Here is a 25193-nt window from a genome sequence, read left to right on the forward strand (position 1 = left end):
TATTTGGAAACTGGTGCTGATGAAAGTAAAGGAAAGGATTTCAAGCCCATCATACGAGACTTGGTTTACTAATACAAAAGGCGAGGTAAAAGAGGACACACTAATCGTCTACTGCGGAAATGACTTTGCATCAGATTGGTTGGAGAATCGTTATCACAACTTACTCATAAATATTCTAGCTCATATTCCAGATGCTCCAGCTTACATTAAATATGTAGCTGATTCAGCTTTAGTTCCGATCAGAAAAAGTAATGACAATCAATCTGGCCAACATCCCACGTTATTGCAGCAAATACAATTGCTTGAAGAACGTGTAAAGCACTTAGAATCAATACTAAATACCCCTATTGTTGAGATGAGTGACGAGGGTAAGAAAATGATACAAGAGAGTCTAAGAGATCTTTCAGAAGGTAACTTTCAAGAGTTCCAATCAGTGGATGATTTCATTAAAACGTTGGACATTGACATTGATTCACCCAATGAAGAGACACAGGATCACAAAAGCAAAAAGTTCATCGTAGCTGGAGAAATAAAAACCAAGCAAATGAAGACTATAAGCGAAGTAAAAGAACTACTTGCAGAAATAGAAGAGAAATACGGCTTTTGTTTTGTAGGAGATATACGTTGAAAAGGCATGGAGGATAATTCCTATTACTTAAGAATTATCTTCTATGCCTTTTGTTGTTGAGTTTATCATAGTAAGTTGCCGGTTTTTCATATTTCTTTGCCAATCAATTATATCAATTGCTTCTTTGGCACTTATTTTTCAATTGCACCTTTTCACCTTCAGTTAATCCCGAATTGACTTGTTTTAAAAGCAAATCAATGAATCTATTTGTATATTCCATATACTTTTCATATGCTTCATCTTTCACGGTGGGTCCATCACCTTTCGTTTTTTCTTTTTATACCAAGAAGAAAGAGATGAATCTGGGCAAGTATAAATGAGGAAGGACCCTTTTCTCTAGAGTCCTTCGTCACCACATCCATTTCTAATGCTAATTAAGGTATTAAAATAACTGAGGTTTAGTATGTTTTCACCCGTTTTTTTACGTTTTCACCTTAGTATCGGAACCGTTTATTTTATAAGTAGACTTTTTTTGAAGGGTAATTGTCATATTTTGTTGAATTACTTCCTTCAAAAGGGAGGTTATATTATGGAATTCCACGAGAGAAGATTAAAAAAAGAAGCAAAAGAAATCTCGGAACTAATTGAGATAGCTTTACGTGAACAGCAATTTAAGTATGGTAGGATGAAAATGGGGGAGAAATTCTTATTTTTTGATAAGCAGTTTAATAAACTTGTGGATGAAAGACATCTCCATAATATTAAAAGTGATTTATTTTTACATTGTAGCATGTTACTTCATCCATTTATAGATGATGGTCCAGTTCATTAATGCAAATAAAGGTTTTAACAATGTTAATGACAGGTCTGTATTCGTTGATTCATCAGAAACTTTATACAGATTATAACAATAAAACATAATAGCAAATAGCACTCCAACATATTGACAGCTATTGTCATGGTCCAAATTAGGGTGCTATTATTTATGTTAACCATCCTAGATACATAGAAATGAACTAAACTAGTATAGGAGAGTCCTAATATGAAAAAGAGAATGAACTATTTAATCTTATGTGTAACGACCATCTTTATAGTTGGTTGTACCAGTGTAGAAGATTCACCCAATACAGTTGTAGAAACAGAACAAGAAGAAACACCAGTTGAAACAAATAATGAAGAAGAAACCATCACTATGGATGATGAACCAGTAGAAGAGGAAACATCAACCCTACCAAATGATCAAGTGTTTGCCGGATTTCAACTTATTGAAGTGGATGGCGGAGATTTATCAGGAACTCGTGAACCTAACGTCGTCGTGGACATTGGTTATGGAGACCGTGAATATTGGGCGTTTACGAATGAATTTGGGCAACTGGTCCGTGTTATTGCTGCCCAAATCATTTTGCAAGATGACAACAACGAACCGGTATTATCATCTGGTAGATACTATTCGGATGAAGCGAAAGTTCCTGGTGTTGAAAGTGACTTACTAGATGAAGGACACATCATTGCTGATTCTCTCGGTGGAGTATCCAATGCTTATAATATTACCCCTCAAGAAAGTACGCTCAATCGACATGGAGACCAAGCCTATATGGAGGACGCAATTCGTAGAGCTGGTGGAGCGACGGATTTTGAAGCGATTATCACCTATCCAGACACGGAAACACAGATTCCTTCTCATTATCAGTATACGTATACGTTAAGAGGTAACGTAATTGTGGATTCATTTGACAATGTGAACCCTGATGAGGTTAACGAATCCCTTGGTTTAACAAATGACGATAAGTATTCAGAGCCTACGGTTTCAACTAGTTCAAATGATGAAGGTGATATTTCAAGCGTTGATACAAACGGTAATGGACAGGTGACCATTAAAGAAGCAAAAGATGCGGGATTCAGTATGCCGATTACGAGTGACCATTGGTTATATAAATATATGGATGACCGAGATGGTGACGGTATGGTTGGGGAGTAATCCCTTAGGACTTTGAAATAAATGAACGGAAGAACATTTTTCACTTTTGACGATTTATAACTGTTTGCGAATGGGTGGTTTGATCCTAGAGGGATTAACCACCTTTTCTGTTGAAGTTATTAAGCTAACGGGAAGTTGTGCGGCCGAGCCTAGGTCGTATCATATAACGGGTGGGATTCCCGTCGAGTAAGAACTAGCCATTCACTCGTAGCGAGTCTTGGAGGACTAAAGGTAACTTTGGTCTTTAAGCGTAGACAGTTAGGTTGTGGGCCGAAAGCCTAATGGTTGAAGGGATTGAGCTCCATAATGTTAGTAATTCGAGAGGGCTGATGTCTTAACTTCGGCAGAAAGCAATATTTCATTCATCGCTAATGGCAAGAAGAATGAAACCTCTCTGGGGTCAGAGACCTTGGCACGTAACACATTGATATGATACGCCAACTCGGGAGACCCTAATCGGTCTCTTCTAGTTTAGAAGAGTATAGTGTACAAGCAATACAAAGCAAGGAAGCTAAATGTTGATTAGGGAGTCGGATAGCAGCGTAGTACCAATGAAGTTGGGTAATGCCGATGGAGGAAAGGCTAGCTACCAGTTATCACCCTTACTAGGGAAACATTTACTACACACAGAGGTAGGAACATTAAATGGAAACGGAACTACTAAGGATAGCAGAATTAGCAAAATCTGATCCTAAAATGAAATTTACATCTCTTGCACATTTACTAAGTGAGCAAGCATTAACCCAATGTCATCATGAGTTGCCAAACAAAAAGGCAACTGGAGTTAACGGAACAACTAAAGAACAATATGGTGAGAGTCTAGATAGAAACATAGTGGACTTGGTTAGTAGGCTCAAAAGTAAGAGTTATCGTCCTGTTCCAGTGAGAAGGATGTATATTCCAAAGCTAAATTCTGATAAGAAAAGACCCTTAGGAATACCTGAACATGAAGATAAGATTGTACAAAGAGGCATAACGAAAATACTAAATACCATCTATGAAATTGATTTTCTAGATTGTTCTTTTGGTTTTCGACCAAACCGTAATTGCCACGATGCATTGAAAATACTGAACTACTATATTGAAAAGAGGTCAGTAAACTATGTGGTAGATGTAGATATTAAAGGATTCTTTGACAATGTTGTCCACACATGGATGATGGAGTTTCTTAAACTGAGAATTTCTGACCCTAATCTATTAAGAGTAATCAATAGGTTTCTTAAAGGTGGATATATGGAAGAGGGAAAGAAATACAATACGGACACCGCAAGGTGGAGTTATATCTCCGATATTAGCCAACGTATATCTCCATTATGTTCTCGACCTATGGTTTGAGAAGAGAGTCAGGAAGCAGTGCAAAGGACAAGCTTACATGGTGAGGTATGCCGACGATTTTGTTTGTTGCTTTCAATCTAAAAGTGAAGCCGAACAATTCTTCCATTCGTTAAAAATGAGGTTAAAGAAATTTAACTTAGAAATAGCCGAGGATAAAACCAAGATTATTCCCTTTGGAAGGTTCGCAGAAAAAGAAGCGAATAAAAAGGGATATAGCAAACCGGCTACCTTTGACTTCCTCGGCTTTACACACTACTGTGGAGAAAGTAAACGAGGTAAGTTTAGAGTGAAGCGGAAAACAAGCAGGAAGAAAGTCCAAGGCAAACTTAAGGAATGTAAGGAATGGCTGAAGAGCAATAGAAATAAAGATATTCATACAATCCTTGATAGATTTAAACGCTCTCTTATAGGCTATTACAACTATTACTGCATTACAGACAATACTCAAAGTGTAAACAAATTTAGAGACCTTATCGGATACTTACTGTACAAATGGCTCAATAGAAGAAGTCAAAGAAAATCTTTCACCTGGTACAAATTCAGACTTTTTCTTAATCAAAATCCCTTGCCTTACGTAAAAGTGAAGGTAAATATATATGACCTGAGAAAAGAGATAAGCTACATCCTGTAAATGATAACTAGGAGGAGCCGTGTGCGTGAATAGCGCAAGCACGGTTCTGTGAGGGGGGAGAATACAATCTACCGAAAGGTGGAGAGGTTCTCTTCTACTCGACTTGTTTAATAAGAGATTTAATTATTTGGAGGCTTAAAAAAGTGGATTACATTCAACATTTAAGATCAATGGTAGGAACTGAAAAGGTTATTATGGTTGTTGCTGGTGCATTTGTTTTTGATAAAGAAAATCGAGTGCTGATGCAAAAACGGTCTGATAATGGACAATGGGGTTTTCCAGGGGGATTTATGGATTTAGGAGAAAGCATTCTAGATACAGTTAGAAGAGAAGTTTACGAAGAAACGGGACTCAACATAGAAGAACCAAAGTTATTTGGGATTTATTCTGGTCCTCAATACGATAAGACATTTTCAAATGGCGACCAAGTTTCATTGGTGCAAATTTTATTTATTTGTAATCAATACAGTGGGAATTTAGTTGAAAACAACGAGGAGTCGATCCAGAATAAGTTTTTTCCACTTGAAGAACTTCCAGAAAATATATTCAACGAACATAAAATATTTATCGCTGACTTATTATCAAGAAAGCCACGGCCGATTATTGGGTAGTTATTCCTTTAAACAACTAAAGGTAAGGTTACTTTAAGAAGGGATTGAAAAAAATAAGAGTAAAAGTATGTTATAAGGGTGGATTTTATGAAACTTTCTGAAATAGAGGCTTACAAGGCAATGATGAAATTCTTAGAAAAGCATTACGAGCGTACACAATCTGATGATTTTGGGGATTTTTTAAGTGGACTTTTATTATTAGAGGATGGCAGTAGTGCTGACCCTGCTGCTTTAGAAGAGTGGTATGAATGTATAAAAGAAGTAAACAAAGCTAATTAAGCTAAAGGGTGCCTAATAAAAGAGGCTAGATATGCAGGGTTTTATGTACTTCCTGTTATTTAGGCTCCTTTTCCATTCATAAAACAAATTGCTATAAACTGCAACAGCATAGTTGATTTTGAAATACACAAATCATGGCTATATTTTTTCCGGTTAATTATGAATAATCCTTTACTAAGTTAAAGTAACCAACTTCCTATTCCAGAGGTTTATGAAAATTTTTATCAACAAACATATTATTATATCAACACTTCATTCCGGGGGATTATGAAAAATTACAAGCAGGGACGCACTCTAAATGCAGCAGAATCAGTTGTGATAAACGAAACTTCAAATGAAGTTTTGAACGTTTCTACGAAAGAAGAAAAGAAGATTGTAAGGAAAAAGAGAATGTCATATGTTCAGCTGTGTGATATCTTCCTATGGAGCTGAACTTTATATATATACCCGCTAACAAGACCCCCTACAATAAGTACGAAAAGTGAGTTAATAGGGTTATCAATAAAAACAAGGACCTGATATAACATACTTTCTTTATCAATAACTATCATCTCTGAATCTCTTCGTCCATTTTGCGCGAAGAATGAAGGTAGATTTATAGCCATGACAGTGAATAGAACAATACTTAGATTTATCTTCCAGTTTCTCTAATGTCAAATTCAACTTAGTGAAGAAATCTAAAGAAAACGTGAGAAAATAGGAGTTTAATTTTTAGTTTGTTTAGGTTATTTTCGTGTTATTTCCCAAATTAAAAACCCAAAAATTCGAGCAAATTTGCTCGAATTTTTGGGTTTGTCTTTTTACTAGGTTCCCATGGCTGCCATGTTAACTAGCCCATCGAGACTTAAAGCCTAAAAACCAAAAACCAAAAACCAAAAACCAAAAACCAAAAACCAAAAACCTTAAACCCTTTTGTTATGACCTATGAACATAACTGATTAATTAAAATTGGCTATATGTATTATCTTCTGATAAATCTTGGTATATTTCGCATTGATTTTAAACATATTTCGTAGCTTAGTTGCGCAAATAAAAAAGTCAAATTTTTCTTGATTTTGGAATAATTTAGTGTAAACTTAAAGAGTAATTGAAAAAAGGAGGAATTGATATTGAAAAAGGTATTCACCATCTTTGTTATGTTAGTTTTGGTTTTGAGTATGTTTAGTATTACGTCATTGGCCTCTAGTAAAGAAAAAGCTCCAGTTGTATACAATGATGTGGTGACGAAAGAATACGACATTAATGGTAATAAAGTTAAAGTGAAAATATCAAAAGCAAATGAACAAAAACTTTCCCCTAAAGTCTTAAAAGGCCTCGCAGAAGAATTCCCAAATGCATCAACCATAAATATTTATAATGTTGGGGACATGGAAGTGTCTGAAAAAGATTTCACATCTCAAGATAATATAAATCCTAACCATCATAAAGCCTCTCAAAAGAAAGAGGGTGATTTTTCTACATTAGGTACTCAGTGTAGTTATTATGGATTGTGTACTGAACATTCTCATTACTATGTAACAAGCAAATCAAAGACAAGTTATGGTAATAGAGGGCCATCCCGATTCCTTATTTCTGTAGCAAGAGGAGCAGAAAAAACATTTGGATATCAAAAAACTCTATCACAGAATAGTAGTGTTACTGGAGGCGTCTCTTCAATGCAATCAGAAGTATCCGCAACGATATCTTCTGGAGTAAGTAAAACATGGTCATCTACATACAGATTTTCTGGTATAAGTCCTGAGATTATACTACCTAATAATACACGGGATTTTTATTGGGCGGGAATTTTTGATAGCGGGAATTGGAAAGGTAGAGAAGATAGATATGATAAATACGGGTCATACACGTCTTATAACCAAAGTGGTAACTTTACGGAGTACGTTCGGTATGTAGAGTGGTCAGTTGATTACCAAGTAAAGTAAGGGAATAATCCTTACTTTGTACAAAACACCAAATAATCTTGTCCAAATGGTGTTTTGTACATGTTTTATCCTTTTTAATGTGAAATTCATTATAGATAGAGGAATAATTAATGCTAAAAAAAAAAACATTAAAATTTATTAGGAAATCCTTAATTATTGTGGTTCTTATCCTAATTTCTACTTCTTGTAATTCTTTACAAGATTTATCAAAAAACGAAATTACAACTGGATCAATCGTATTTGAAGGAGAAGGGAATAACTGGAAAGCTGTTTATACTTTTGACGCGGAGAGATATCAAAAATATAAAGGAAATTATTTTACTATTATTAATATAGGCAATGAAAAAACTGATCTTAAAGATATATATATAGAATTAACAAGCGATACAATTAATATGCAGGGTATTGTCGGAGATATGGACACTAAAGAATTTATTAATGAAGATGGATTCCAAGAAATTACGTTCGTCGTTGGTACAGTTAATGAAAATACTTATGCAGAAGACAAATACAAATTACTTATTAAATTCAATAACAAAGAGGATATATTAACTTTAGAAAAAAAAGAGGATGGAGAGTAAAATTACCCATGTATTTACAAAACTAAAAAACCATCATAAATAGCTGCATAGGCAACTATACGCAAAAGAGGAACTTCAGACAACTAACGAAGTTCCTCTTTTGTTTAAAAAGGAAAATGTCATGATGGTGACGAATTTTAATGAAATTTGATTTTATACATAACCCGTTCTTGGGTAAAGGAGAAAGATAGAAATGGAATTCAACGTTTTTCTAGTGGTTACAAGAGATAAGAGAGATTAGCGCTTATGCCTCTGAATCGGACATCACAGCCATCCTAAAAGGGATTTACGGGGACAGAGTATTAGAAATAATGGAAGCGGACCACCTTACTCATGAAGAACAGTGTGATGGTGTCAAGTATTACACAAATCAATATCATGAGGCCATTAGCATGATTCGCGCTGGTAGCTTAGAATAGGTTTAAGAGGCGATCGAGAAGGAAAAGCATGATAACAATTTAAGAAGAAAGTGGAAGATCTTTGTAATAGGGTCTAACTTGAAAATAAAGAAAACAATGCATTTTGGCTCTTAATACTTGTTGTTTAAACAGAATTATCACCTATTAGATAATGAAAGTAGAGATTGAAAACTAAACATTCATCTCATCTCTAAAATCGAATCTTGAGATTATTCTGTTCCGAAGGAAAAAGAGTTAGGTTTTATTAACCATTGAATAAGTGCAGCTATAGCTCCTAGTATTATAATAAATAAGATCTCCCACAATACTCTAAACTCTCCTTTACTCATCTATATATTATCTATTGCTGGATTAACTTCTATAATACATGTACATTTTCCTTTCCTATCTTCAGAATATTGAAGTACACATTTATATACTCCTATTTCAATGATTGGTTTTAAAGATGGAAATATATGAAAGGAGAGATACAAGTGTGGAGATATATTTTAACTTTTTTTACTGTTAGTTTATTTACAATATTAATCACTAACATAGCAAATGCCCATTCGGGCGGTACGAATGCGAGTGGTAGGAATCTAAACCAAGGAGCCGCACAGCCGAACTTAAATACTGATATTGTTAAACATATTGTAGTACCATTTCCCCCAGAAGATGAGCAGGTACAAATAGTTGATGTGTTAGAACGAACTTTACATTTAGAGAGAATGACATACTCAACTATAGACATTGAAATGTTGTATAATCAACTTGAAAAATCTATTCTTTCTAAAGCCTTTAGCGGTAAACTTGGAACGAACGATCCTAAAGAAGAAAGTGCCAAGGAATTGTTAAAAGAGGTTCTCAAGGACCAAAGAGACTAACTACTTTTGTGGCACGGAACTTTTAGTGTTATTTATGCTAATTTAAAAAGAGGACAGAAAGCTTGGTAAATCAAGCTTTCTGTAAATGATGTTAATTGCATTTTCTAGTAAACCTGAACTTTAGGGGAGGGTATATCCCGGACAGTTGTATCAATATAACCGCCACTCAACCCTAATGTCCGCGTATAAAAACATTCAAGACGAAAAGTTCCGTCACTATATCCTCAAGCAAAAAGCCGATGTATTCCATGCCATGAAGAGCTTCTTTAAAAAGGAAGAAGAGAATAAGATGTATGCGTAAAAGACAGGGAGACCTGTCTTTTTTTAGACTTTAAAGTAGTCGTGTTGTCATGTATTAGTAGTTCTGATATACCTAATAGTAGTTCAAAGTTTTCATATATCAGAAAGTAGGTCTTAAAAGATGAAAACTGAAAAAGAAAAGATGTTAGCTGGTGAAATGTACGACCCTACTGATTCAATCTTAGTAAAAGAACGTGAAGAAGCAAGACGAAAGGTTAGAATCTATAATCAAACGTTGGAAACAGAAAGGAAAAAAAGGACACAGTTATTAAAGGAATTACTCGGTTCAACTGGAGAGCATGTGTATATGGAACCGAATATACGATTTGATTATGGTTATAACACGTACGTTGGAGAGAACTTTTTTGCCAACTTTGATTGTACTATTTTAGATGTGTGTGAAGTACGATTTGGGGATAACTGCATGTTTGCACCTGGTGTCCACATCTACACAGCGACACATCCACTTCACCCATCTGAACGAAATTCAGGCAAAGAATTGGCTAAGCCGATTACGTTTGGTAACAATGTATGGATTGGTGGTAGTGCAGTTATCAACCCGGGAGTAACGGTAGGAAATAATGTGGTGATTGCATCTGGCGCGGTCGTTACGAAGGATGTCCCGGATAACGTGGTTGTAGGTGGAAACCCAGCAAGAATTATTAAACAAATAGAAATTTAAATCATTTTAACTGGCCTAATAACCCTTTGACTCTGTATAGTCACCTCTTAAGTTCAAACGTATATCAGCAGTGAGTAACGACTTGTTATATTGTACATACTGTTAAAGAATTGGAGGTGGGGTTATGGATCATAATCAAGATTACGATCGTGATGGAGCATTAGATGATGCAATTGATCATGAAGGGATTTCAAAAATCCTGCAAGCAAACCTTGAAAAAGAAAATGAGCTCATGAGAACCTATATACATCTTGCAGAAAGAATTAACGATAATGAAGTGTTAAAGGATCGACTCGAGAACTTTGCTCAAGGTAATGCAAAAAGGACCATGCAGCTTCAAGACGAATTAAAAAATATGCAAAAAAGCTAGCTTCCTGACGCTAGCTTTTTCCATTTTGAAATAGTTGTATAAGCATTTGTTGCAATATAGTATTATTTATTTTATAGTATACATACCTAAAGGGGTATAATATGCAGGATTAAAACTATTTATGACTAAGGAGGATTCATATGTTTGATTACACAGTCGAGACGGACAAAAGTATTACAGAAGCAATAGCTAGCCTAGAAGCTAACCTAAAGGAAGAAAAGTTCGGTGTGCTTTGGCAATTTGACATTAAAGACAAGCTTAATGAAAAAGGGTTAGATTTTGAAAATGAGTATGTCGTGCTAGAAGTATGTAATCCACATGAAGCACAACGTGTGTTAAATGAAAATCTATTAGTAGGCTATTTCTTACCATGTAAAATGGTCGTATATAATGATAACGGAACGACGAAAATCGGTATGCCAAGACCTACTGCACTAATCAATTTAGTGAATAATGATGAAATTATTAAGCTAGCGAAAGACATTGAAGACCGATTAGTGAATGTAATCAATGAAAGTAAATAATCTACACATTGTAGAAGAGACTTCGAACTAAGAATCGAAGTCTTTTTTTTTTCGTCTGAAAACTAAGTAAACAAATGATTTTGGTTGGTTTTATATTTAAACAATCCATCCACAATTTGGCCAAGCCGTACCACCATAATTATATTGAAAACGATTAAACTAACTGAGACTTGTAATTTTTAAATTCAAAAACAGTGTAAACATAATTACAAAGTCAAAAATCAAAGCAATCATCTTGTAGAAAAGTTGCAAAGAGAAAGCTGGGTACCGAAAGGACAAATGCAATGTGATAGGTCTTGGAAGGATTCAGTAGAGCAATAAATGGTCATTTCTTAGGAGGGAAGAGATTATGGAAGTTACAGTGAACAGGGTGCTTGATGCAAAAGGTCTAGCATGCCCAATGCCTATTGTGAAAACTAAGAAAGAAATGACTTCATTAGAGCCAGGGCAAGTGATGGAAATTCAAGCAACGGATAAAGGGTCAACGGCTGATTTAAAAGCGTGGGCTACTAGCACAGGACACCAATATCTAGGAACTCTTGAAGAAGGAGATACGTTAAAGCACTATCTCCGTAAAGCTAGTGCTGAAGAAGAAAAAAGTGAAGTAAAGCATCCCCATGTTGCTAATTTAGAGACTTTGCTCGAACAAATAAACGGTAATGAAAAAATCACGGTTTTAGACGTAAGAGAGCCTGCTGAGTATGCATTTGGTCATATTCCAGGGTCTATTAATATTCCACTAGGAGAACTAGAAGAGCGCTTTGATGAAATAAAAAACGAAGACAATCTACATGTGATTTGTAGAACGGGTAATAGAAGTGATTTTGCTGCACAAAAATTAACCGAAAAAGGGCTACAAAACGTGAAAAATGTAGTACCAGGGATGACGGAATGGACAGGCCCTGTAGACAAAAGCCATTAATAGGAGGAAACCAACATGAAAGTTGCAATTATAGCTGCCAATGGTGGGATGTTTGATGCATACAAGGTATTTAATATTGCGACAGCTGCAGCAGCGACCGATGCAGAAGTGCAAATCTTTTTTACTTTTGAAGGCTTAAGCCTGATACACAAAGAAGGGCATAAAAATTTACCACTGCCTTCTGGAAAAGAACATTTTCAAGAAGGATTTAAAAAAGCGAATGTCCCTCCAGTAGATGAGCTTGTCTCGATGGCTACTGAAATGGGTGTGAAGATGATTGCTTGTCAAATGACCATGGATGTCATGAGTTTAGAAAAGGAACATTTCGTTGAGGGTATCGACGTTGGTGGAGCCGTAACGTTTCTAACTTATGCTAAGGATGCGGACGTCACACTTACATTCTAAAGGAGGTAAGTAATTTCATGTCGCGTGCAGTAACAGTATACACAACCAATACATGTCCCTATTGTGTCATGGTAAAAAACTTCCTTCATGACCAGGGGATAAGTTTTGAAGAAGTTAATGTTCAAGAGAACCCAGAAGCAGGAGAACAGCTGGTGAAAAAAACGGGGCAAATGGGGGTCCCTCAAATTGAGATAGGCGGGCAATGGGTGTTAGGGTATGATCCTGAAACCATCATGGAACTTTTAGAAAAATAGAAGGAGATGGAAAAATGGCTACTGCAACAGCACTCAAAACAATATCTGTTAAGGAATTAGCAAAAAAAGTCGTTAATCATGAAGATTTATTTATATTAGATACACGTAACACCGGTGACTTTGATGATTGGAAAATAGAAGGACGAAATATCGAGGTCATTAACAGCCCCTATATTGAATTGTTAGAAGGTGTAGACTCTATCCTTGATAAGTTACCGAAGAGCAAAGAAATCTATGTCGTTTGTGCCAAAGGTGGCGCTTCTGAATTTGTTGGAGAGCAAATTATGGAAGAGGGATTCACAGATGTTTATTCGGTAGAAGGTGGAATGAAAGCATGGAGTGAGCATCTTGAGCCGATTAAGATTGGTGACCTGAAAACGGGTGGGTCCATCTATCAATTTGTTCGAATCGGTAAAGGATGCCTTTCCTATTTAATTGAATCTGATGGTAAAGGTGCCATTATTGACACCAATCGGATGTTAACTCCTTACGAACAGATGATAAAGGAGCATCAGATTACATTAACTCATGTATTAGATACCCATTTACATGCAGACCATATTTCAGGAGGTCGAGCAATAGCTGAAAAGCTTGGTGCAACCTACTACCTACCACCAAAGGATGCAACGGAAGTAAACTTTGACTATTCACAAATCAATGACGGGGATGAATATATCGTCGGTAAAACAACTATCAAAGCTGTTTACTCTCCAGGACATACAATTGGAAGTACATCGTTTGTTATTGATGATCAATATTTATTAACAGGTGATATTTTATTTATTGATTCAATCGGTCGTCCAGACCTAGCGGGTAAGGCAGAAGATTGGGTAGGGGATTTAAGAACCACCCTTTATCAAAGATATAAAGAACTTGCAGATGATCTACTCGTTTTACCAGCCCATTACATGGGAATCAACGAGATGAATGATGATGGAAGCATCTCAGCAAAACTAGGGGAGCTCTACCAACAAAACCACGGTCTCAATATTACGGATGAGAGTGAATTTAGAAGAACAGTCACGGAAAATTTACCACCTCAGCCTAACTCATATCAGGAAATTCGGGAGACCAATATGGGGCAAATATCTCCGGAAGAAGAGAAGCAAAGAGAAATGGAAATTGGTCCAAATCGCTGTGCAGTCAGATAGGAGGGAAAACTACATGGAAGCAACCAAAGTATTAGATGCAAAAGGATTAGCATGCCCGATGCCTATAGTTAAAACGAAAAAAGAAATGGATGCTTTAGGTTCAGGTGAGATTTTAGAAATTCATGCAACAGATAAAGGGGCAAAAAATGATTTAACGGCATGGGCCCAGTCGGGTGGACATGAATTGATTAAAGATGAAGAAGCAGATGGAGTGTTAAAGTTTTGGATTAAAAAAGGCTAAACATATCCAGGGAGGGTAACATCATCTTGTTACCTTCCCCTTTTATCGGAGGTTATGGAATTGGCATTTGAATTTATAGTTGTTATCTTTTTAATTGGATTTATTGGTTCGTTTATTTCAGGGATGGTGGGGATCGGTGGTTCCATCATCAAATATCCGATGTTATTGTATATCCCACCTTTATTTGGAGTAGCTGCATTTAGTGCTCATGAGGTTTCTGGCATAAGTGCTGTCCAAGTGTTTTTTGCCACGATCGGTGGAGTATGGGCTTATCGAAAAGGAGGGTACCTTAATAAAACATTAATTGTTTATATGGGAGGAGCCATTCTAATTGGTAGTTTTATCGGAGGATACGGATCTAGGGTAATGACAGAAGGTGGAATCAATTTAGTCTATGGAATTTTAGCTTTAATTGCAGTTGTGATGATGCTGTTACCAAAAAAGGGCATTGATGATATACCTTTAGATCAAGTTAGATTTAGTAAATGGCTTGCTGCAACCCTTGCTTTGGTAGTAGGAATTGGCGCTGGTATTGTTGGAGCGGCAGGTGCTTTCATATTGGTTCCAATTATGTTAGTTGTACTAAAAATACCAACAAGGATGACCATTGCCTCTTCGTTAGCCATTACATTTATTTCTTCAATTGGCGCTACCATAGGGAAAATTACAACAGGTCAGGTAGAGTTTTTTCCAGCATTAATTATGGTCATTGCTAGTTTAATTGCTTCCCCACTTGGAGTTATGGTTGGGAAAAAGATCAACACGAAGATTCTGCAGTGGGTGTTGGCTGCATTAATTCTTGCTACGTCCATTAAGATATGGATGGATATTCTATTTTAGATGAGTAGTATAGCGAAAACGAATAGCAGTCAAAAGTGAACGTGTTAGAGGTAAATCGTAAAAAGATTTAATCTAACACGTTTTATTACATTAATTTCCATGTTGAGAATCACTTGACATTATACCCAATGGGGTATATTATTAGCTATGTAATCAGTTAGCAGCAATGAGGTGGCAACATGAAACTTCTTATATATAGTATTTTAATTGTAACGTTGTTAGTTCTTATTCTTAGGAAGAATTATTTTCAAAAATGGAATGTTCCTATAATAGAAGAAGCGCAATTTAAAGGACCAATGGTTTTATTAGATGTAAGAGACTATAATGATTCCTATCATAGTCCCGTTAAAGGAGCCGTTAATATTCCAATTGCTTATCTGAGAAGATATTATGAAGAAATTCCAAAACATAATATACTCTTGATTGTTTCGAATCATATTGAAAAGAAGGCAGGAATTCGTTGTCTCCGAAGAAAGGGATTTGAAGTAATAGGATATAAAGTCATACAACCGAATACCGATATAAATTATTTGATTTTTAGTAAGGAGGACGAGATATGGAATACAATGACCAAATGAAGAATAGAGTGAAAAGAATGGAAGGCCAACTTCGTGGAATTCTTAAAATGATGGAAGAAGGCAAAGACTGTAAGGAAGTCATTACCCAATTATCAGCCGTTGGCTCTGCAGTTGATCGAACAGTTGGCGTAATTGTAAGCTCCAACTTAGTAGAGTGTGTAATAGATGCCGAGCAAAAAGGGCAAAGTGCAGATGATTTAATTAAGGAAGCTGTTAACTTGCTAGTTAAAAGTAGATAAATAAGGCTCTTTTCGTATAGATTGTTACTTCGTAAAAATCCCAAAAACCGGATTTTTACTTACTGGTTTAATGTCACCTGCTTTACATCCAGACAGTTGCTCTTTTCTAAACGATAAATACTACATTTATCGTTAAAAGTAAGCTTAATTTCAGATGAACTAGGTTAAAAAGCAACAAAGTTTTAGAAAAGAGCCATAAATAAAAAGGGTTGACACCTTTTTTTAGATGTTGTAATATACCCTTAGGGGTAAGGGTAACACCCTTTAGAAAACATGAAGAAAAGATATATATTTTTTTGCAAAACAATATACCCTTAGGGGTAATTAAAATAAATGGAGGAATTAAACATGACAGAAAAGAAAAAAACAACCATCGTATTATTTAGTGGAGATTATGATAAAGCAATGGCAGCTTATATTATTGCTAACGGAGCAGCAGCATATGACCATGAAGTGACTATTTTTCATACATTCTGGGGTTTAAATGCTTTACGTAAAGACGAGAATATTGAAGTGAAAAAGGGCTTCATGGAAAAGATGTTTGGCAAAATGATGCCTAGAGGCGCTGAAAAAATGGGCCTATCTAAAATGAACTTTGCAGGATTTGGTCCAAAAATGATTAAAGATGTGATGAAAAAGCATAATGCAATGCCATTAGCTGATTTAATTGAAATGGCGAAAGAACAAGATGTAAAGCTTGTAGCATGTACGATGACAATGGATTTATTAGGACTACAAAAAGAAGAATTACATGATAATATTGACTATGCTGGTGTGGCTGCTTATTTAGCAGATGCAGAGGAAGGTAACGTTAACTTGTTTATCTAAAACAAATCCAAGGGGGGATTTATCCCCCAATTACAGGAGGTTTAAAATGTTAGAATATGTAAACTATCTATTAATGGGGCTCGCAGTATTTTTCATTATTAACCGAATGTTACCTGCTAAAGGTGTAAGGCAAATCACAACAGAAGAGTTAAAGAACGAACTAAAAGATAAGAAAAAACAATTTGTTGATGTGCGTACACCAATGGAGTATAAAGGGAATCATATTAAGGAGTTTAAAAATCTACCTTTACATCAATTAAGTAATCAAGCGACAAAAGAACTTTCAAAAGAAAAAGAAGTAATTGTTATTTGTCAAAGTGGTATGAGAAGTCAAAAAGCGAGTAAGGTACTGAAAAAATTAGGATTTACTAATGTAACGAATGTTAAAGGCGGTATGAGCGCCTGGAGATCATAACAAGGAGGATAACAGGGATGAAACAATATACAGCTAAAGAAGTTGAAAATCTTTTAGAAGAAAAAGTAATAAATATCATTGATGTAAGAGAAGTAGATGAAGTAGCAAATGGAAAAATTCCTGGTGCTATTCATATCCCACTTGGCCTATTAGAGTTCCGCATGCAAGAACTTGATAAATCGAAGGAATATATTATGGTTTGTCGTTCTGGTGCAAGAAGCGGTCGAGCGACTCAGTTTCTTGAAAGCTATGGCTATCAAGTCATCAATATGACAGGTGGTATGTTAGATTGGGAAGGGAAAGTTGAATAAATTTTTTTAAACAATTATATACCCCTAAGGGTAATGGAGGTTATTAGAATGGAACAATTAAAAGCAAACTTTATATTAGATGCAAAAGGATTAGCATGTCCGATGCCGATTGTAAAAACAAAAAAGGCAGTTAATGAGTTACAAGCTGGGCAAGTTCTTGAAGTTCAAGCAACAGATAAAGGATCAAAAGCAGATTTACAAGCATGGGCGAAAAGCTCAGGGCACCAATACTTAGGGACGATTGAAGAAGGGGATGTTCTTAAGCATTATGTAAGAAAATCTTCAAATGATGAATCCATCGAAAGAAAACATCCTCATGTTGCAAGCAATGAAGAACTGGAAAAGAAAGTAGAAGCAAATGAAAATATAGTCATTCTTGATGTAAGAGAAGCAGCAGAGTATGCATTTAATCATATTCCTAACGCCATCTCGATTCCACTAGGAGAGTTGGAAGCGCGTCTTGGTGATTTAAACAAAGAAGACCAAATTTTTGTCGTGTGTCGAACTGGAAATAGAAGTGATTTTGCCGCACAGAAGTTAGCGGAAAATGGATTTAATCATGTAATCAATGTCGTACCAGGTATGAGTGCTTGGTCTGGTAAAACGAATAGTATTTTATCTTAAAAAATTTTAACGAAAAATATACTACAGGGGGTAAAAATAATGACTGTAAAAGCAATGAATGCCAAAGAAGTAACAAAAAAAATCTTTAATAAAGAAGACTTGTTTATCCTTGACGTTCGTAACGAAAGCGATTTTCAAGATTGGAAGATTGAAGGAGAAAATTTCAACCACTTTAATATTCCTTATTTTGAACTGTTAGATGGAGTAGAAGAGATTCTAGACAAACTCCCAACTGACAAAGAAATCTTAGTAGTCTGTGCAAAAGAAGGTTCATCCATAATGGTAGCTGAAATGATTGCAGAGCATGGGTTAAACGTTTCTTACTTAGTAGGTGGTATGAAAGCGTGGAGTGAGCACTTAGAACCTGTGAAAGTTGGAGACCTTCAAGGTGGAGGCGAGATTTATCAGTTTGTTCGAATCGGTAAAGGTTGTCTATCTTACATGGTCGTATCAAATGGTGAAGCTGCGATTATTGATGCTACTCGTATGACTGATGTTTACCTGGACTTTGCTAATCATGTAGATGCAAAAATCACTCATGTTTTTGACACTCATTTACATGCAGACCATATTTCAGGTGGAAGAACGATCGCCGAGAAGACTGGTGCATCATACTGGTTACCACCGAAAGATGCGACAGAAGTGACGTTCGAATACAACGCTTTAGAAGGTGGAAATGTCGTGACAATCGGAAATACAGCGATTGATATTCATGCTCTATATTCTCCAGGTCACACAATCGGTTCTACATCATTTGTGGTGGATGAAAAATTCCTTCTTTCAGGAGATATCTTATTCATTGATTCAATTGGTAGACCAGATCTTGCAGGAATGGCGGAAGATTGGGTAGCCGATTTAAGAGAGAGCTTATACTTTCGTTACAGAGAGCTTTCAGAGGATCTAGTTGTGTTACCAGCCCACTTCATGATTATTGATGAATTAAATGAAGATGGAAGTGTATCAGAAAAGTTAGGAACACTGTTTGCTAAAAATCACGGTCTGAACATTGAAGACGAAAATGAATTCAGAAGAATGGTAACGGAAAACTTACCACCACAACCTAATGCCTACCAAGAAATTCGTGAAACAAACATGGGTAAAATCAACCCTGACGAAGAAAAACAACGTGAAATGGAAATCGGACCAAACCGTTGTGCGGTAAGATAAGTTAATTTAACGATTGTGAAATTAATTCACCTTTCTGCTTAAGCAAAAACAAAAATAAAGATAGATCATAAGTAAAGGCATTTTTCATAAAGATTGTTACTTTTGAACACCATTTTTTAATGGGTAGTGGAATGAAGCGGAAGACACTTGACTCCTGCGGGAAATAGAGGAAAGGTCGAGACCCCGCAGAAAGCAAGTGTCTGGAGCGCAATGGAACGACAAGTTACTTACTTTTAACTGGCTAAAAGCAACAAATTATGCGGAAAGAGCCTAAGTAAAAAAATTATATCGGAGGTTTTACAAATGGAAGCAACAAAAGTATTAGATGCAAAAGGATTAGCATGCCCAATGCCAATAGTGAAGACAAAGAAAGCGATGAATGAACTAGAATCTGGTCAAATTTTAGAAATCCATGCAACAGATAAAGGGGCAAAAAATGACCTTACTGCTTGGGCAAAATCAGGTGGCCACGAATTTTTAAAACACGAAGAAGAAAATGATGTTTTAAAGTTTTGGATAAAAAAAGCGTAACAAATAAGGGAGCCGAGTAAGGTTCCCTTTTTTTAACAAGGCTCTTTTCGTATACATTGTTGCTTTCGTAAAAATCCTAAAAGCCGGATTTTTACTTAATAGTTTAATGTCAACTGCTTTTCAATTAGACAGTTGCTCTTTTCTAAAGGATAAATACGGAATTTGTTCGTTAAAGGTTAGCTTAACTTCAGATAAAGTAGGTTAGAAAGCAACAAAGTTTTAGAAAAGAGCCTTTAATAAGGAGGTAACACGATGGACTTTGCATTTATTATCACTATTTTCTTAATTGGTTTTATTGGATCATATATCTCTGGTATGCTTGGAATTGGTGGTTCCATTATTAAATATCCAATGCTTTTATATATCCCACCATTATTTGGATTAGCGGCCTTTACGGCACATGAGGTATCAGGTATCAGTGCGATACAAGTGTTCTTTGCGACCATAGGTGGTGTATGGGCATACCGAAAAGGTGGATACTTAAACAAATCGTTAATTGCCTACATGGGTGCTAGTATCTTAATTGGTAGTTTTGTTGGAGGCTACGGCTCGAAGCTGATGTCAGAGGGTGGTATTAATATTATCTACGGAGTATTAGCGTTAATTGCTGCCGTCATGATGTTTATTCCTAAAAAGGGAATTGATGATATCCCTCTAGATCAGGTAAGGTTTAATAAATGGTTAGCGGCAATATTAGCACTTATTGTTGGTGTAGGAGCGGGGATTGTTGGTGCTGCAGGTGCATTTTTGTTAGTACCAATCATGTTAGTTGTATTAAAAATTCCTACACGAATGACAATTGCTTCATCTTTAGCGATTACCTTTATTTCATCCATCGGTGCAACAGTTGGTAAAATTACAACAGGACAGATTGATTATTTTCCTGCCTTTATTATGATTGTTGCGAGTCTTATTGCATCTCCTTTAGGTGCAATGGCTGGGAAAAAAGTAAATACAAAAATACTACAAGTCATTTTGGCAGTCTTAATCGCAGCAACAGCGGTGAAGATTTGGCTAGATATTTTATAAACTGGGGAAAATATAAGAACACTGTGCAGGAGGGATTAATAATGGTAAAAGTAACGGCAGCAGCGATGAACCAAATTACGAAAGAAGTAAAAGATCTTCTTGATGAAGGGAAAAAGCCATTCATTCGTCTAGCAATGGGCATTGGCTGAGGGGGTCCACAGCTTCGTCTGGCTCTGGAAGAGTCAGCTTTAGAAAAAGATGAATTAGTAGAAATTGATGGAATTATCTTTTTGATCAATGAAGCACACAAGGTGTATTTTACAGATGCAAAAATCGATTATACAAAAAGTTTATTAGGTGGAGGAAATTTTACTGTTCTTCGGGTGTAGAAGACGTAAAGTTTCTCTACACCCTTAACTTTTATCGGGAAGGTGTCATATATGAAGGTTAAAAATCTAGCATTTTATGTACCTATGATTCTACTTATATATTTTGGTTATCATTTCTTAGAAAAAAAGAGCATTGAAACGATTTCTATTTCTGAATTAGAAAATAAATTACAAATTCAAGATTCTGAGAATGTAGTGTTTGTTGATGTTCGTGAAAAACATGAATACGAGTCTGGACATATACAAGGGATGGAAAACTACCCATTAAGTACACTTGAATCAGAATATAAGAATCTTCCACGAGACTCAGAAATCATACTATTATGTAGAAGTGGAAAACGGAGTCTTCAAGCTGCTCAAATCTTAAAAGATCAGGGGTATACAAATATTAAAAGTGTTGACGGCGGTATTCTCCAATGGACAGGAGAGTTAGTGAGCTATAAATAATTCAAATTCAAGTTGGTGAAAACATGAAAAAACAAAAAGATTGTAAGCAAGGAACGTGAGGAATGAATCAGCAACATTCTAAATCATATGTTCCACCCATATGACCTGGAATGTTTGTGTGGCTCCTGGTAGGAGTTATTCTACTTATTCAAAGATTATTTTAGCTAGGCTCTTTTTTAAAATTTTGTTGCTTTTCAAACCAATTTTCAAATCAATTTCCCTTCTAATACTATTAAACCGAAGTAATAGTTGTTAAAAAAGAGCAATTGTCTCTATTTAAAGCACTGATCACTGTACTACCGAGTAAAAATCCGGCTTTTGGGATTTTTACGAAAGCAACAAATCTATACGAAAAGAAAGAGCCTTTAGCTAAGAGAGACGATTGTCTCTTTTTTTTATACCCATATATATGGGATAAGGTGTGTTGTGTAGATTTCAAAGTAAGTCTTGGTTTAAATCTCGGTCTCTTGCATGATACTAGTATTACCATGGTTTTCATTTGGTTCATTGCCCCGAAAGACCTTTCGGAAATACGTCCCCGTCGCTTTGACTTCTTCTGTGCTCGTGCTAGGAATATGTACGCTGGCTGTACCTTTTAAATGGGTCAGTAAGCTGGTTGATAACGATGGATTAAACACATGGAACCATACAAAAGAGTATTGATGCATACAAATAAAAAGTGAAATTCAAGGAGTAGACATATGTCAGAGGCGGTAACAAATGCAATAGAATTAAATAGTTCTCATATAGGAGCTTGGTTCCCATTTATAACAATTCTTATTTATGGTGTAATTCTTCTAAAGATAAACATAAAACTGACGAAGCTGGAGATGTACTTAACAAGCCTATTTGCCTTATACCTTTCCATTATAACCGACTATGTTCTTGGAATGACTTTTCAATTTTATGAGTATTTTGATCAGGGTGGAGATATTTGGACACCAATTACAGTAATTCCCTTATATGTCCTTACAAACTTAGTATTCTTGAACCTTTATCCATTTACATCTTCTCAATGGAAAAAGTGGATATATATCCTCGTATGGTCTCTATACGCAACTGTTTGGGAATGGTTTTCTGTTGAATACACCTCTTTTTTTTCTCATGATAATTGGAAACTATGGTATTCTGCGGTTATCTATCCATTCTTGTATTTACTAATACTTGGAAACCTCAAGTTTATCCGAAGCAATCAGGTGGGGACAAAAAAGTAAGGCAGGGGTAATTAATGATGGTTTCTGGCGATAAATATAGTACATTAAATAAATCAATTTTTTTTGATTTTATTTATTTGCATTTTGCAAATAATATGTTATAGTTTGGATATAAAAGGTAATAAATACTGAACTAATTAGAGTGAATTATCAGTTTTACTACCCTAATATACTTGCATATAACAAGTTAAGTCTTGGTGCGTGATAAAATTAGTCCATCAAATTACGTAGCACTCTTAGAAGGAGAGGAGAATGAAGATGAGAGAATCCTTCCAAACCATTATTAGACGTTTCGGCATCCTTAGTAAAACCTGTTGTTCAGTTGACGGGATCGACGTATCCACTATTCAAAGTCACATCCTTTATGAAATTAACAAAAGAGAAAACCCGACTATCCAGCAACTGGCAGAAATATTGGGTGTGGATATTACCACGTTCAGTAGGCAAATTCAAAAACTGGTGAATATGGAACTTGTTCAAAAAGTTTCTAACTCTGAGGACAAACGGATTACTCACTTGCAATTAACGGAAACAGGAGTGAAAGTAGCAAACGGCATAGACCAACAGGTAAATAGGTTCATCCAAGACATCTTCATGCAGATGACGGAATTCGAAAGAGAGAATGTTGAGCGTTCCATTAAACTTTTAGCCAATGTCATGGAAAATGTGACGTTTCGAGAACAGTCTGATTGTACGGATGAGAAGTGTTAATCCAGGAGGAGCTTAGGATGAAGATACGAGAAGCAACTATAGAGGACCTTTCTTCTATACAAAGCATTTACAACCAAGGAATTGAAGACCGAATTGCAACACTTGAAACAGCTCTAAAAGATGATAGCTACATGCTAAATTGGTTTCACCAACACCAGGATCGTTACAAGATTATCGTCGCTGAGCTAGATGAAGAAATAGTAGGCTTTGCATCCTTGAATCCCTATAATGCGCGGGACGCCTATAAGGGAGTAGCTGACTTATCTGTGTATATATCAAGACAGGCAAGAGGGAAGGGAGTTGGAACCCTCTTATTAGATGAGATTGAAAAAATAGCAATTAACCATCACTTTCATAAAATTGTCTTGTTTACCTTTCCATTTAATGAACTAGGTCAAGGGCTATATCGTAAGAAAGGCTTTCGTGAGGTAGGGGTATTTAAAAACCAAGGAATACTAGATGGTCAATACGTTGATGTCATGGCGATGGAGAAGTTATTACGATCATAAGGAGGAATGGAGATGAATTCACAATTACCGATAGCCATTATAGGTGGGGGACCAGTCGGACTTGCGGCGGCTGCTCATTTGATAAGGAAAGGTGAAAAGTTCATCATACTAGAATCGGGGAATCAAGTAGGTGCAAGTGTACTAGAGTGGGGGCATGTTCGAATGTTTTCACCTTGGCAATACAATATCGATCAGGCGGCAAGGGAATTGTTAGAGAAATCAGGATGGCAATCTCCAAATGGACCGGAGATCCCTACCGGAAATGATCTCGTCACTCAATACTTACTGCCACTCAGTGAGCTAACAGAAATAAAAGAAAGTCTTCTATTAAATTCAAAGGTTGTCGGCGTCACAAGAAAGAGTATTGATAAATTAAAAAATACAAAGCGAGAGACTGCTCCATTTCAACTTTATGTTGAAGTCGAACATGAAACGAGAGTCGTTGAAGCGAAAGTTGTTATTGATGCTTCAGGCACTTGGACACAGCCCAACCCGGCCTTGTCAAATGGCTTGTGGACAAAAGCAGAACAAGAGCTTCAGGACAAAATCTATTATGGGATACCTAATATACCGGATATGAAAGAGCGTTATGCAAATAAGAAAGTCATGATTATTGGTAGTGGTCATTCCGCCATTAATGCGTTGCTTGATATCGCGAGTTTGAAGGACAACTACCCGAATACGACCATTTATTGGGTTTTACGTAAGACGCATGTCGCTTCTGTATATGGTGGTCAAGAAAATGATCAATTACCAGCTCGTGGTGAGTTAGGTATTCGAATTGAAAAATTAGTCGAGTCAGGAACAGTAGAGGTCATTACTCCGTATTACGTTCAACAGTTAAAACCGGTTGGTGAACAAATCCAGATAATCGGACATTTAGGCCAAGAAGAAAAAGTAATATCAAACATTGATGAACTGATCGTCAGTACTGGATTTAGACCAGACACATCCTTCTTAGGGGAAGTTCGCATTCAATTAGATGAGGCCGTCGAAAGTGTAAAAGAACTTGCACCACTAATTGATCCCAATCTTCATAGCTGCGGAACGGTACGACCACATGGAGAGGCAGAGTTAAGACAGCCCGAGAAGGATTTTTATATCGTTGGGATGAAAAGCTATGGAAGAGCTCCGACATTTTTACTAGCAACTGGTTATGAGCAAGTCCGTTCTGTGGTTGCTTATCTAACAGGAGACTTAGAAGGTGCGAAAGAAGTTCATCTAAACCTTCCTGAAACAGGAGTATGTAGTACCGGAATTACCCCCAATTCCACAACAAATTCATGCTGTGGAACAGGGGTAGCGGAGATGAAGGTAGAGATCAAACATACAAAAACGTGCTGTGGTAGCTAGCGCTGAATAGAGTCCACACATGAAAAAATGCT

At 36.2% G+C, this 25193-nt stretch carries 32 protein-coding genes and 2 pseudogenes; all 34 read left to right on the forward strand.

All coding sequences use genetic code 11. The features are described from left to right. The first annotated feature begins 13 nt into the window (after positions 1–13). The 34 genes and pseudogenes from LT143_RS13215 to LT143_RS13380 all read left to right on the forward strand — a co-directional run bounded on the left by LT143_RS13215 (position 14) and on the right by LT143_RS13380 (position 25161). Positions 14–628 (forward strand): DnaA N-terminal domain-containing protein, encoded by a 615-nt coding sequence (locus LT143_RS13215; RefSeq protein ID WP_336296618.1) that lies wholly within the window; start codon positions 14–16, stop codon positions 626–628. 529 nt (positions 629–1157) lie between these two features. Further along, positions 1158–1400, forward strand: coding sequence for a hypothetical protein (locus tag LT143_RS13220; RefSeq protein ID WP_246943677.1), 243 nt, complete (start codon positions 1158–1160; stop codon positions 1398–1400). A 210-nt stretch (positions 1401–1610) separates the two neighbouring features. Then, the gene (locus tag LT143_RS13225; protein ID WP_246943680.1) at positions 1611–2546 is read left to right on the forward strand and encodes a DNA/RNA non-specific endonuclease; all 936 of its coding nucleotides are present in this window, start codon (positions 1611–1613) and stop codon (positions 2544–2546) included. A 645-nt stretch (positions 2547–3191) separates the two neighbouring features. Continuing rightward, positions 3192–3881 (forward strand): reverse transcriptase domain-containing protein, encoded by a 690-nt coding sequence (locus LT143_RS20615; RefSeq protein WP_336296614.1) that lies wholly within the window; start codon positions 3192–3194, stop codon positions 3879–3881. Next, a complete protein-coding gene (locus LT143_RS20620) occupies positions 3772–4512 on the forward strand; it encodes a reverse transcriptase domain-containing protein (RefSeq protein ID WP_336296615.1) in 741 nt (246 codons plus the stop codon). Before LT143_RS20615 ends, LT143_RS20620 begins: the two co-directional genes overlap by 110 nt. Positions 4513–4655: 143 nt before the next feature. Further along, positions 4656–5123, forward strand: a complete 468-nt coding sequence (locus LT143_RS13240) for an NUDIX hydrolase (protein WP_246943682.1) — start codon at positions 4656–4658, stop codon at positions 5121–5123. Between the two features lie 87 nt (positions 5124–5210). After that, a complete protein-coding gene (locus tag LT143_RS13245) occupies positions 5211–5402 on the forward strand; it encodes a C2 domain-containing protein (RefSeq protein ID WP_246943684.1) in 192 nt (63 codons plus the stop codon). A 1109-nt stretch (positions 5403–6511) separates the two neighbouring features. Beyond that, complete coding sequence (locus LT143_RS13250) at positions 6512–7324, forward strand: hypothetical protein (protein ID WP_246943686.1); 813 nt, start codon at positions 6512–6514, stop codon at positions 7322–7324. 110 nt (positions 7325–7434) lie between these two features. Continuing rightward, positions 7435–7905 (forward strand): hypothetical protein, encoded by a 471-nt coding sequence (locus LT143_RS13255; RefSeq protein ID WP_246943688.1) that lies wholly within the window; start codon positions 7435–7437, stop codon positions 7903–7905. A gap of 892 nt (positions 7906–8797) precedes the next feature. Next, positions 8798–9187, forward strand: a complete 390-nt coding sequence (locus tag LT143_RS13260; protein ID WP_246943690.1) for a restriction endonuclease subunit S — start codon at positions 8798–8800, stop codon at positions 9185–9187. A 139-nt stretch (positions 9188–9326) separates the two neighbouring features. Beyond that, positions 9327–9488: pseudogene (locus LT143_RS13265) on the forward strand (sporulation protein YhbH); the annotation flags it as partial. 120 nt (positions 9489–9608) lie between these two features. Then, entirely contained in the window at positions 9609–10169 is a 561-nt protein-coding gene (locus LT143_RS13270; RefSeq protein WP_246943691.1) for a maltose acetyltransferase domain-containing protein, read from the forward strand. A gap of 124 nt (positions 10170–10293) precedes the next feature. Beyond that, positions 10294–10539, forward strand: coding sequence for a hypothetical protein (locus tag LT143_RS13275; RefSeq protein ID WP_246943693.1), 246 nt, complete (start codon positions 10294–10296; stop codon positions 10537–10539). A gap of 140 nt (positions 10540–10679) precedes the next feature. Next, entirely contained in the window at positions 10680–11063 is a 384-nt protein-coding gene (locus LT143_RS13280; RefSeq protein ID WP_246943695.1) for a DUF302 domain-containing protein, read from the forward strand. A gap of 349 nt (positions 11064–11412) precedes the next feature. Further along, positions 11413–11985 carry a sulfurtransferase TusA family protein gene (locus tag LT143_RS13285; RefSeq protein ID WP_246943696.1) on the forward strand — a complete coding sequence of 191 codons (573 nt, stop codon included), beginning with the start codon at positions 11413–11415 and terminating at the stop codon, positions 11983–11985. A gap of 15 nt (positions 11986–12000) precedes the next feature. Beyond that, positions 12001–12390 carry a DsrE/DsrF/DrsH-like family protein gene (locus LT143_RS13290; RefSeq protein WP_246943697.1) on the forward strand — a complete coding sequence of 130 codons (390 nt, stop codon included), beginning with the start codon at positions 12001–12003 and terminating at the stop codon, positions 12388–12390. A gap of 17 nt (positions 12391–12407) precedes the next feature. Continuing rightward, complete coding sequence (locus LT143_RS13295) at positions 12408–12644, forward strand: glutaredoxin family protein (protein ID WP_246943698.1); 237 nt, start codon at positions 12408–12410, stop codon at positions 12642–12644. A 14-nt stretch (positions 12645–12658) separates the two neighbouring features. Next, positions 12659–13795 (forward strand): MBL fold metallo-hydrolase, encoded by a 1137-nt coding sequence (locus tag LT143_RS13300; protein ID WP_246943699.1) that lies wholly within the window; start codon positions 12659–12661, stop codon positions 13793–13795. A gap of 13 nt (positions 13796–13808) precedes the next feature. Continuing rightward, positions 13809–14036 carry a sulfurtransferase TusA family protein gene (locus LT143_RS13305; RefSeq protein WP_246943700.1) on the forward strand — a complete coding sequence of 76 codons (228 nt, stop codon included), beginning with the start codon at positions 13809–13811 and terminating at the stop codon, positions 14034–14036. 54 nt (positions 14037–14090) lie between these two features. Next, positions 14091–14876: a sulfite exporter TauE/SafE family protein gene (locus LT143_RS13310; protein WP_246943701.1), complete on the forward strand. Its 786-nt coding sequence runs from the start codon at positions 14091–14093 to the stop codon at positions 14874–14876. A 179-nt stretch (positions 14877–15055) separates the two neighbouring features. Beyond that, positions 15056–15454, forward strand: coding sequence for a hypothetical protein (locus LT143_RS13315; RefSeq protein WP_246943702.1), 399 nt, complete (start codon positions 15056–15058; stop codon positions 15452–15454). Further along, positions 15433–15693 carry a metal-sensitive transcriptional regulator gene (locus LT143_RS13320; protein WP_246943703.1) on the forward strand — a complete coding sequence of 87 codons (261 nt, stop codon included), beginning with the start codon at positions 15433–15435 and terminating at the stop codon, positions 15691–15693. Before LT143_RS13315 ends, LT143_RS13320 begins: the two co-directional genes overlap by 22 nt. A 348-nt stretch (positions 15694–16041) precedes the next feature. Further along, complete coding sequence (locus LT143_RS13325; RefSeq protein ID WP_246943704.1) at positions 16042–16521, forward strand: DsrE/DsrF/DrsH-like family protein; 480 nt, start codon at positions 16042–16044, stop codon at positions 16519–16521. 46 nt (positions 16522–16567) lie between these two features. Next, a complete protein-coding gene (locus LT143_RS13330; RefSeq protein ID WP_246943705.1) occupies positions 16568–16936 on the forward strand; it encodes a rhodanese-like domain-containing protein in 369 nt (122 codons plus the stop codon). Positions 16937–16953: 17 nt separating this feature from the next. Next, entirely contained in the window at positions 16954–17247 is a 294-nt protein-coding gene (locus LT143_RS13335; RefSeq protein WP_246943706.1) for a rhodanese-like domain-containing protein, read from the forward strand. A 48-nt stretch (positions 17248–17295) separates the two neighbouring features. Continuing rightward, on the forward strand, positions 17296–17871 hold the full coding sequence (locus LT143_RS13340; RefSeq protein WP_246943707.1) for a sulfurtransferase TusA family protein: 576 nt from the start codon (positions 17296–17298) through the stop codon (positions 17869–17871). Continuing rightward, a pseudogene (locus LT143_RS13345) lies at positions 17865–19038 on the forward strand (MBL fold metallo-hydrolase). The gene LT143_RS13340 and the pseudogene LT143_RS13345 overlap by 7 nt, the downstream one beginning before the upstream one ends. Positions 19039–19341: 303 nt before the next feature. Continuing rightward, positions 19342–19569: a sulfurtransferase TusA family protein gene (locus LT143_RS13350; RefSeq protein ID WP_246943709.1), complete on the forward strand. Its 228-nt coding sequence runs from the start codon at positions 19342–19344 to the stop codon at positions 19567–19569. A 252-nt stretch (positions 19570–19821) separates the two neighbouring features. Beyond that, positions 19822–20598: a sulfite exporter TauE/SafE family protein gene (locus tag LT143_RS13355; protein WP_246943710.1), complete on the forward strand. Its 777-nt coding sequence runs from the start codon at positions 19822–19824 to the stop codon at positions 20596–20598. A 380-nt stretch (positions 20599–20978) separates the two neighbouring features. After that, positions 20979–21374 carry a rhodanese-like domain-containing protein gene (locus LT143_RS13360; RefSeq protein ID WP_246943711.1) on the forward strand — a complete coding sequence of 132 codons (396 nt, stop codon included), beginning with the start codon at positions 20979–20981 and terminating at the stop codon, positions 21372–21374. 701 nt (positions 21375–22075) lie between these two features. Next, the gene (locus tag LT143_RS13365; RefSeq protein ID WP_246943712.1) at positions 22076–22588 is read left to right on the forward strand and encodes a hypothetical protein; all 513 of its coding nucleotides are present in this window, start codon (positions 22076–22078) and stop codon (positions 22586–22588) included. A 258-nt stretch (positions 22589–22846) separates the two neighbouring features. After that, a complete protein-coding gene (locus LT143_RS13370) occupies positions 22847–23299 on the forward strand; it encodes a MarR family winged helix-turn-helix transcriptional regulator (protein WP_246943772.1) in 453 nt (150 codons plus the stop codon). Between the two features lie 17 nt (positions 23300–23316). Further along, positions 23317–23808: an arsinothricin resistance N-acetyltransferase ArsN1 family A gene (locus tag LT143_RS13375; protein WP_246943713.1), complete on the forward strand. Its 492-nt coding sequence runs from the start codon at positions 23317–23319 to the stop codon at positions 23806–23808. Positions 23809–23820: 12 nt separating this feature from the next. Further along, complete coding sequence (locus LT143_RS13380) at positions 23821–25161, forward strand: NAD(P)-binding domain-containing protein (protein ID WP_246943714.1); 1341 nt, start codon at positions 23821–23823, stop codon at positions 25159–25161. The last annotated feature ends 32 nt before the right edge of the window (positions 25162–25193 follow it).

It is taken from the genome of Bacillus pinisoli, from assembly GCF_023036475.1.
In the GTDB taxonomy this organism is placed as follows: Bacteria; Bacillota; Bacilli; order Bacillales; family SA4; genus Bacillus_BS; species Bacillus_BS pinisoli.

Excerpts from the sequence above, each read along its gene's own strand:
- LT143_RS13310 (WP_246943701.1), top strand. The coding sequence starts at position 14,091 with ATGGAATTGGCATTTGAATTTATAGTTGTTATCTTTTTAATTGGATTT.
- LT143_RS13370 (WP_246943772.1), top strand. The coding sequence starts at position 22,847 with ATGAGAGAATCCTTCCAAACCATTATTAGACGTTTCGGCATCCTTAGT.
- LT143_RS13245 (WP_246943684.1), top strand. The coding sequence starts at position 5,211 with ATGAAACTTTCTGAAATAGAGGCTTACAAGGCAATGATGAAATTCTTA.
- LT143_RS13340 (WP_246943707.1), top strand. The coding sequence starts at position 17,296 with ATGGAACAATTAAAAGCAAACTTTATATTAGATGCAAAAGGATTAGCA.
- LT143_RS13290 (WP_246943697.1), top strand. The coding sequence starts at position 12,001 with ATGAAAGTTGCAATTATAGCTGCCAATGGTGGGATGTTTGATGCATAC.
- LT143_RS13320 (WP_246943703.1), top strand. The coding sequence starts at position 15,433 with ATGGAATACAATGACCAAATGAAGAATAGAGTGAAAAGAATGGAAGGC.
- LT143_RS13335 (WP_246943706.1), top strand. The coding sequence starts at position 16,954 with ATGAAACAATATACAGCTAAAGAAGTTGAAAATCTTTTAGAAGAAAAA.
- LT143_RS13365 (WP_246943712.1), top strand. The coding sequence starts at position 22,076 with ATGTCAGAGGCGGTAACAAATGCAATAGAATTAAATAGTTCTCATATA.
- LT143_RS13275 (WP_246943693.1), top strand. The coding sequence starts at position 10,294 with ATGGATCATAATCAAGATTACGATCGTGATGGAGCATTAGATGATGCA.
- LT143_RS13305 (WP_246943700.1), top strand. The coding sequence starts at position 13,809 with ATGGAAGCAACCAAAGTATTAGATGCAAAAGGATTAGCATGCCCGATG.
- LT143_RS13220 (WP_246943677.1), top strand. The coding sequence starts at position 1,158 with ATGGAATTCCACGAGAGAAGATTAAAAAAAGAAGCAAAAGAAATCTCG.
- LT143_RS13255 (WP_246943688.1), top strand. The coding sequence starts at position 7,435 with ATGCTAAAAAAAAAAACATTAAAATTTATTAGGAAATCCTTAATTATT.
- LT143_RS13225 (WP_246943680.1), top strand. The coding sequence starts at position 1,611 with ATGAAAAAGAGAATGAACTATTTAATCTTATGTGTAACGACCATCTTT.
- LT143_RS13300 (WP_246943699.1), top strand. The coding sequence starts at position 12,659 with ATGGCTACTGCAACAGCACTCAAAACAATATCTGTTAAGGAATTAGCA.
- LT143_RS13360 (WP_246943711.1), top strand. The coding sequence starts at position 20,979 with ATGAAGGTTAAAAATCTAGCATTTTATGTACCTATGATTCTACTTATA.
- LT143_RS13355 (WP_246943710.1), top strand. The coding sequence starts at position 19,822 with ATGGACTTTGCATTTATTATCACTATTTTCTTAATTGGTTTTATTGGA.
- LT143_RS13330 (WP_246943705.1), top strand. The coding sequence starts at position 16,568 with ATGTTAGAATATGTAAACTATCTATTAATGGGGCTCGCAGTATTTTTC.
- LT143_RS13270 (WP_246943691.1), top strand. The coding sequence starts at position 9,609 with ATGAAAACTGAAAAAGAAAAGATGTTAGCTGGTGAAATGTACGACCCT.
- LT143_RS13285 (WP_246943696.1), top strand. The coding sequence starts at position 11,413 with ATGGAAGTTACAGTGAACAGGGTGCTTGATGCAAAAGGTCTAGCATGC.
- LT143_RS20615 (WP_336296614.1), top strand. The coding sequence starts at position 3,192 with ATGGAAACGGAACTACTAAGGATAGCAGAATTAGCAAAATCTGATCCT.
- LT143_RS13375 (WP_246943713.1), top strand. The coding sequence starts at position 23,317 with ATGAAGATACGAGAAGCAACTATAGAGGACCTTTCTTCTATACAAAGC.
- LT143_RS13325 (WP_246943704.1), top strand. The coding sequence starts at position 16,042 with ATGACAGAAAAGAAAAAAACAACCATCGTATTATTTAGTGGAGATTAT.
- LT143_RS13295 (WP_246943698.1), top strand. The coding sequence starts at position 12,408 with ATGTCGCGTGCAGTAACAGTATACACAACCAATACATGTCCCTATTGT.
- LT143_RS13350 (WP_246943709.1), top strand. The coding sequence starts at position 19,342 with ATGGAAGCAACAAAAGTATTAGATGCAAAAGGATTAGCATGCCCAATG.
- LT143_RS13280 (WP_246943695.1), top strand. The coding sequence starts at position 10,680 with ATGTTTGATTACACAGTCGAGACGGACAAAAGTATTACAGAAGCAATA.
- LT143_RS13315 (WP_246943702.1), top strand. The coding sequence starts at position 15,056 with ATGAAACTTCTTATATATAGTATTTTAATTGTAACGTTGTTAGTTCTT.
- LT143_RS13380 (WP_246943714.1), top strand. The coding sequence starts at position 23,821 with ATGAATTCACAATTACCGATAGCCATTATAGGTGGGGGACCAGTCGGA.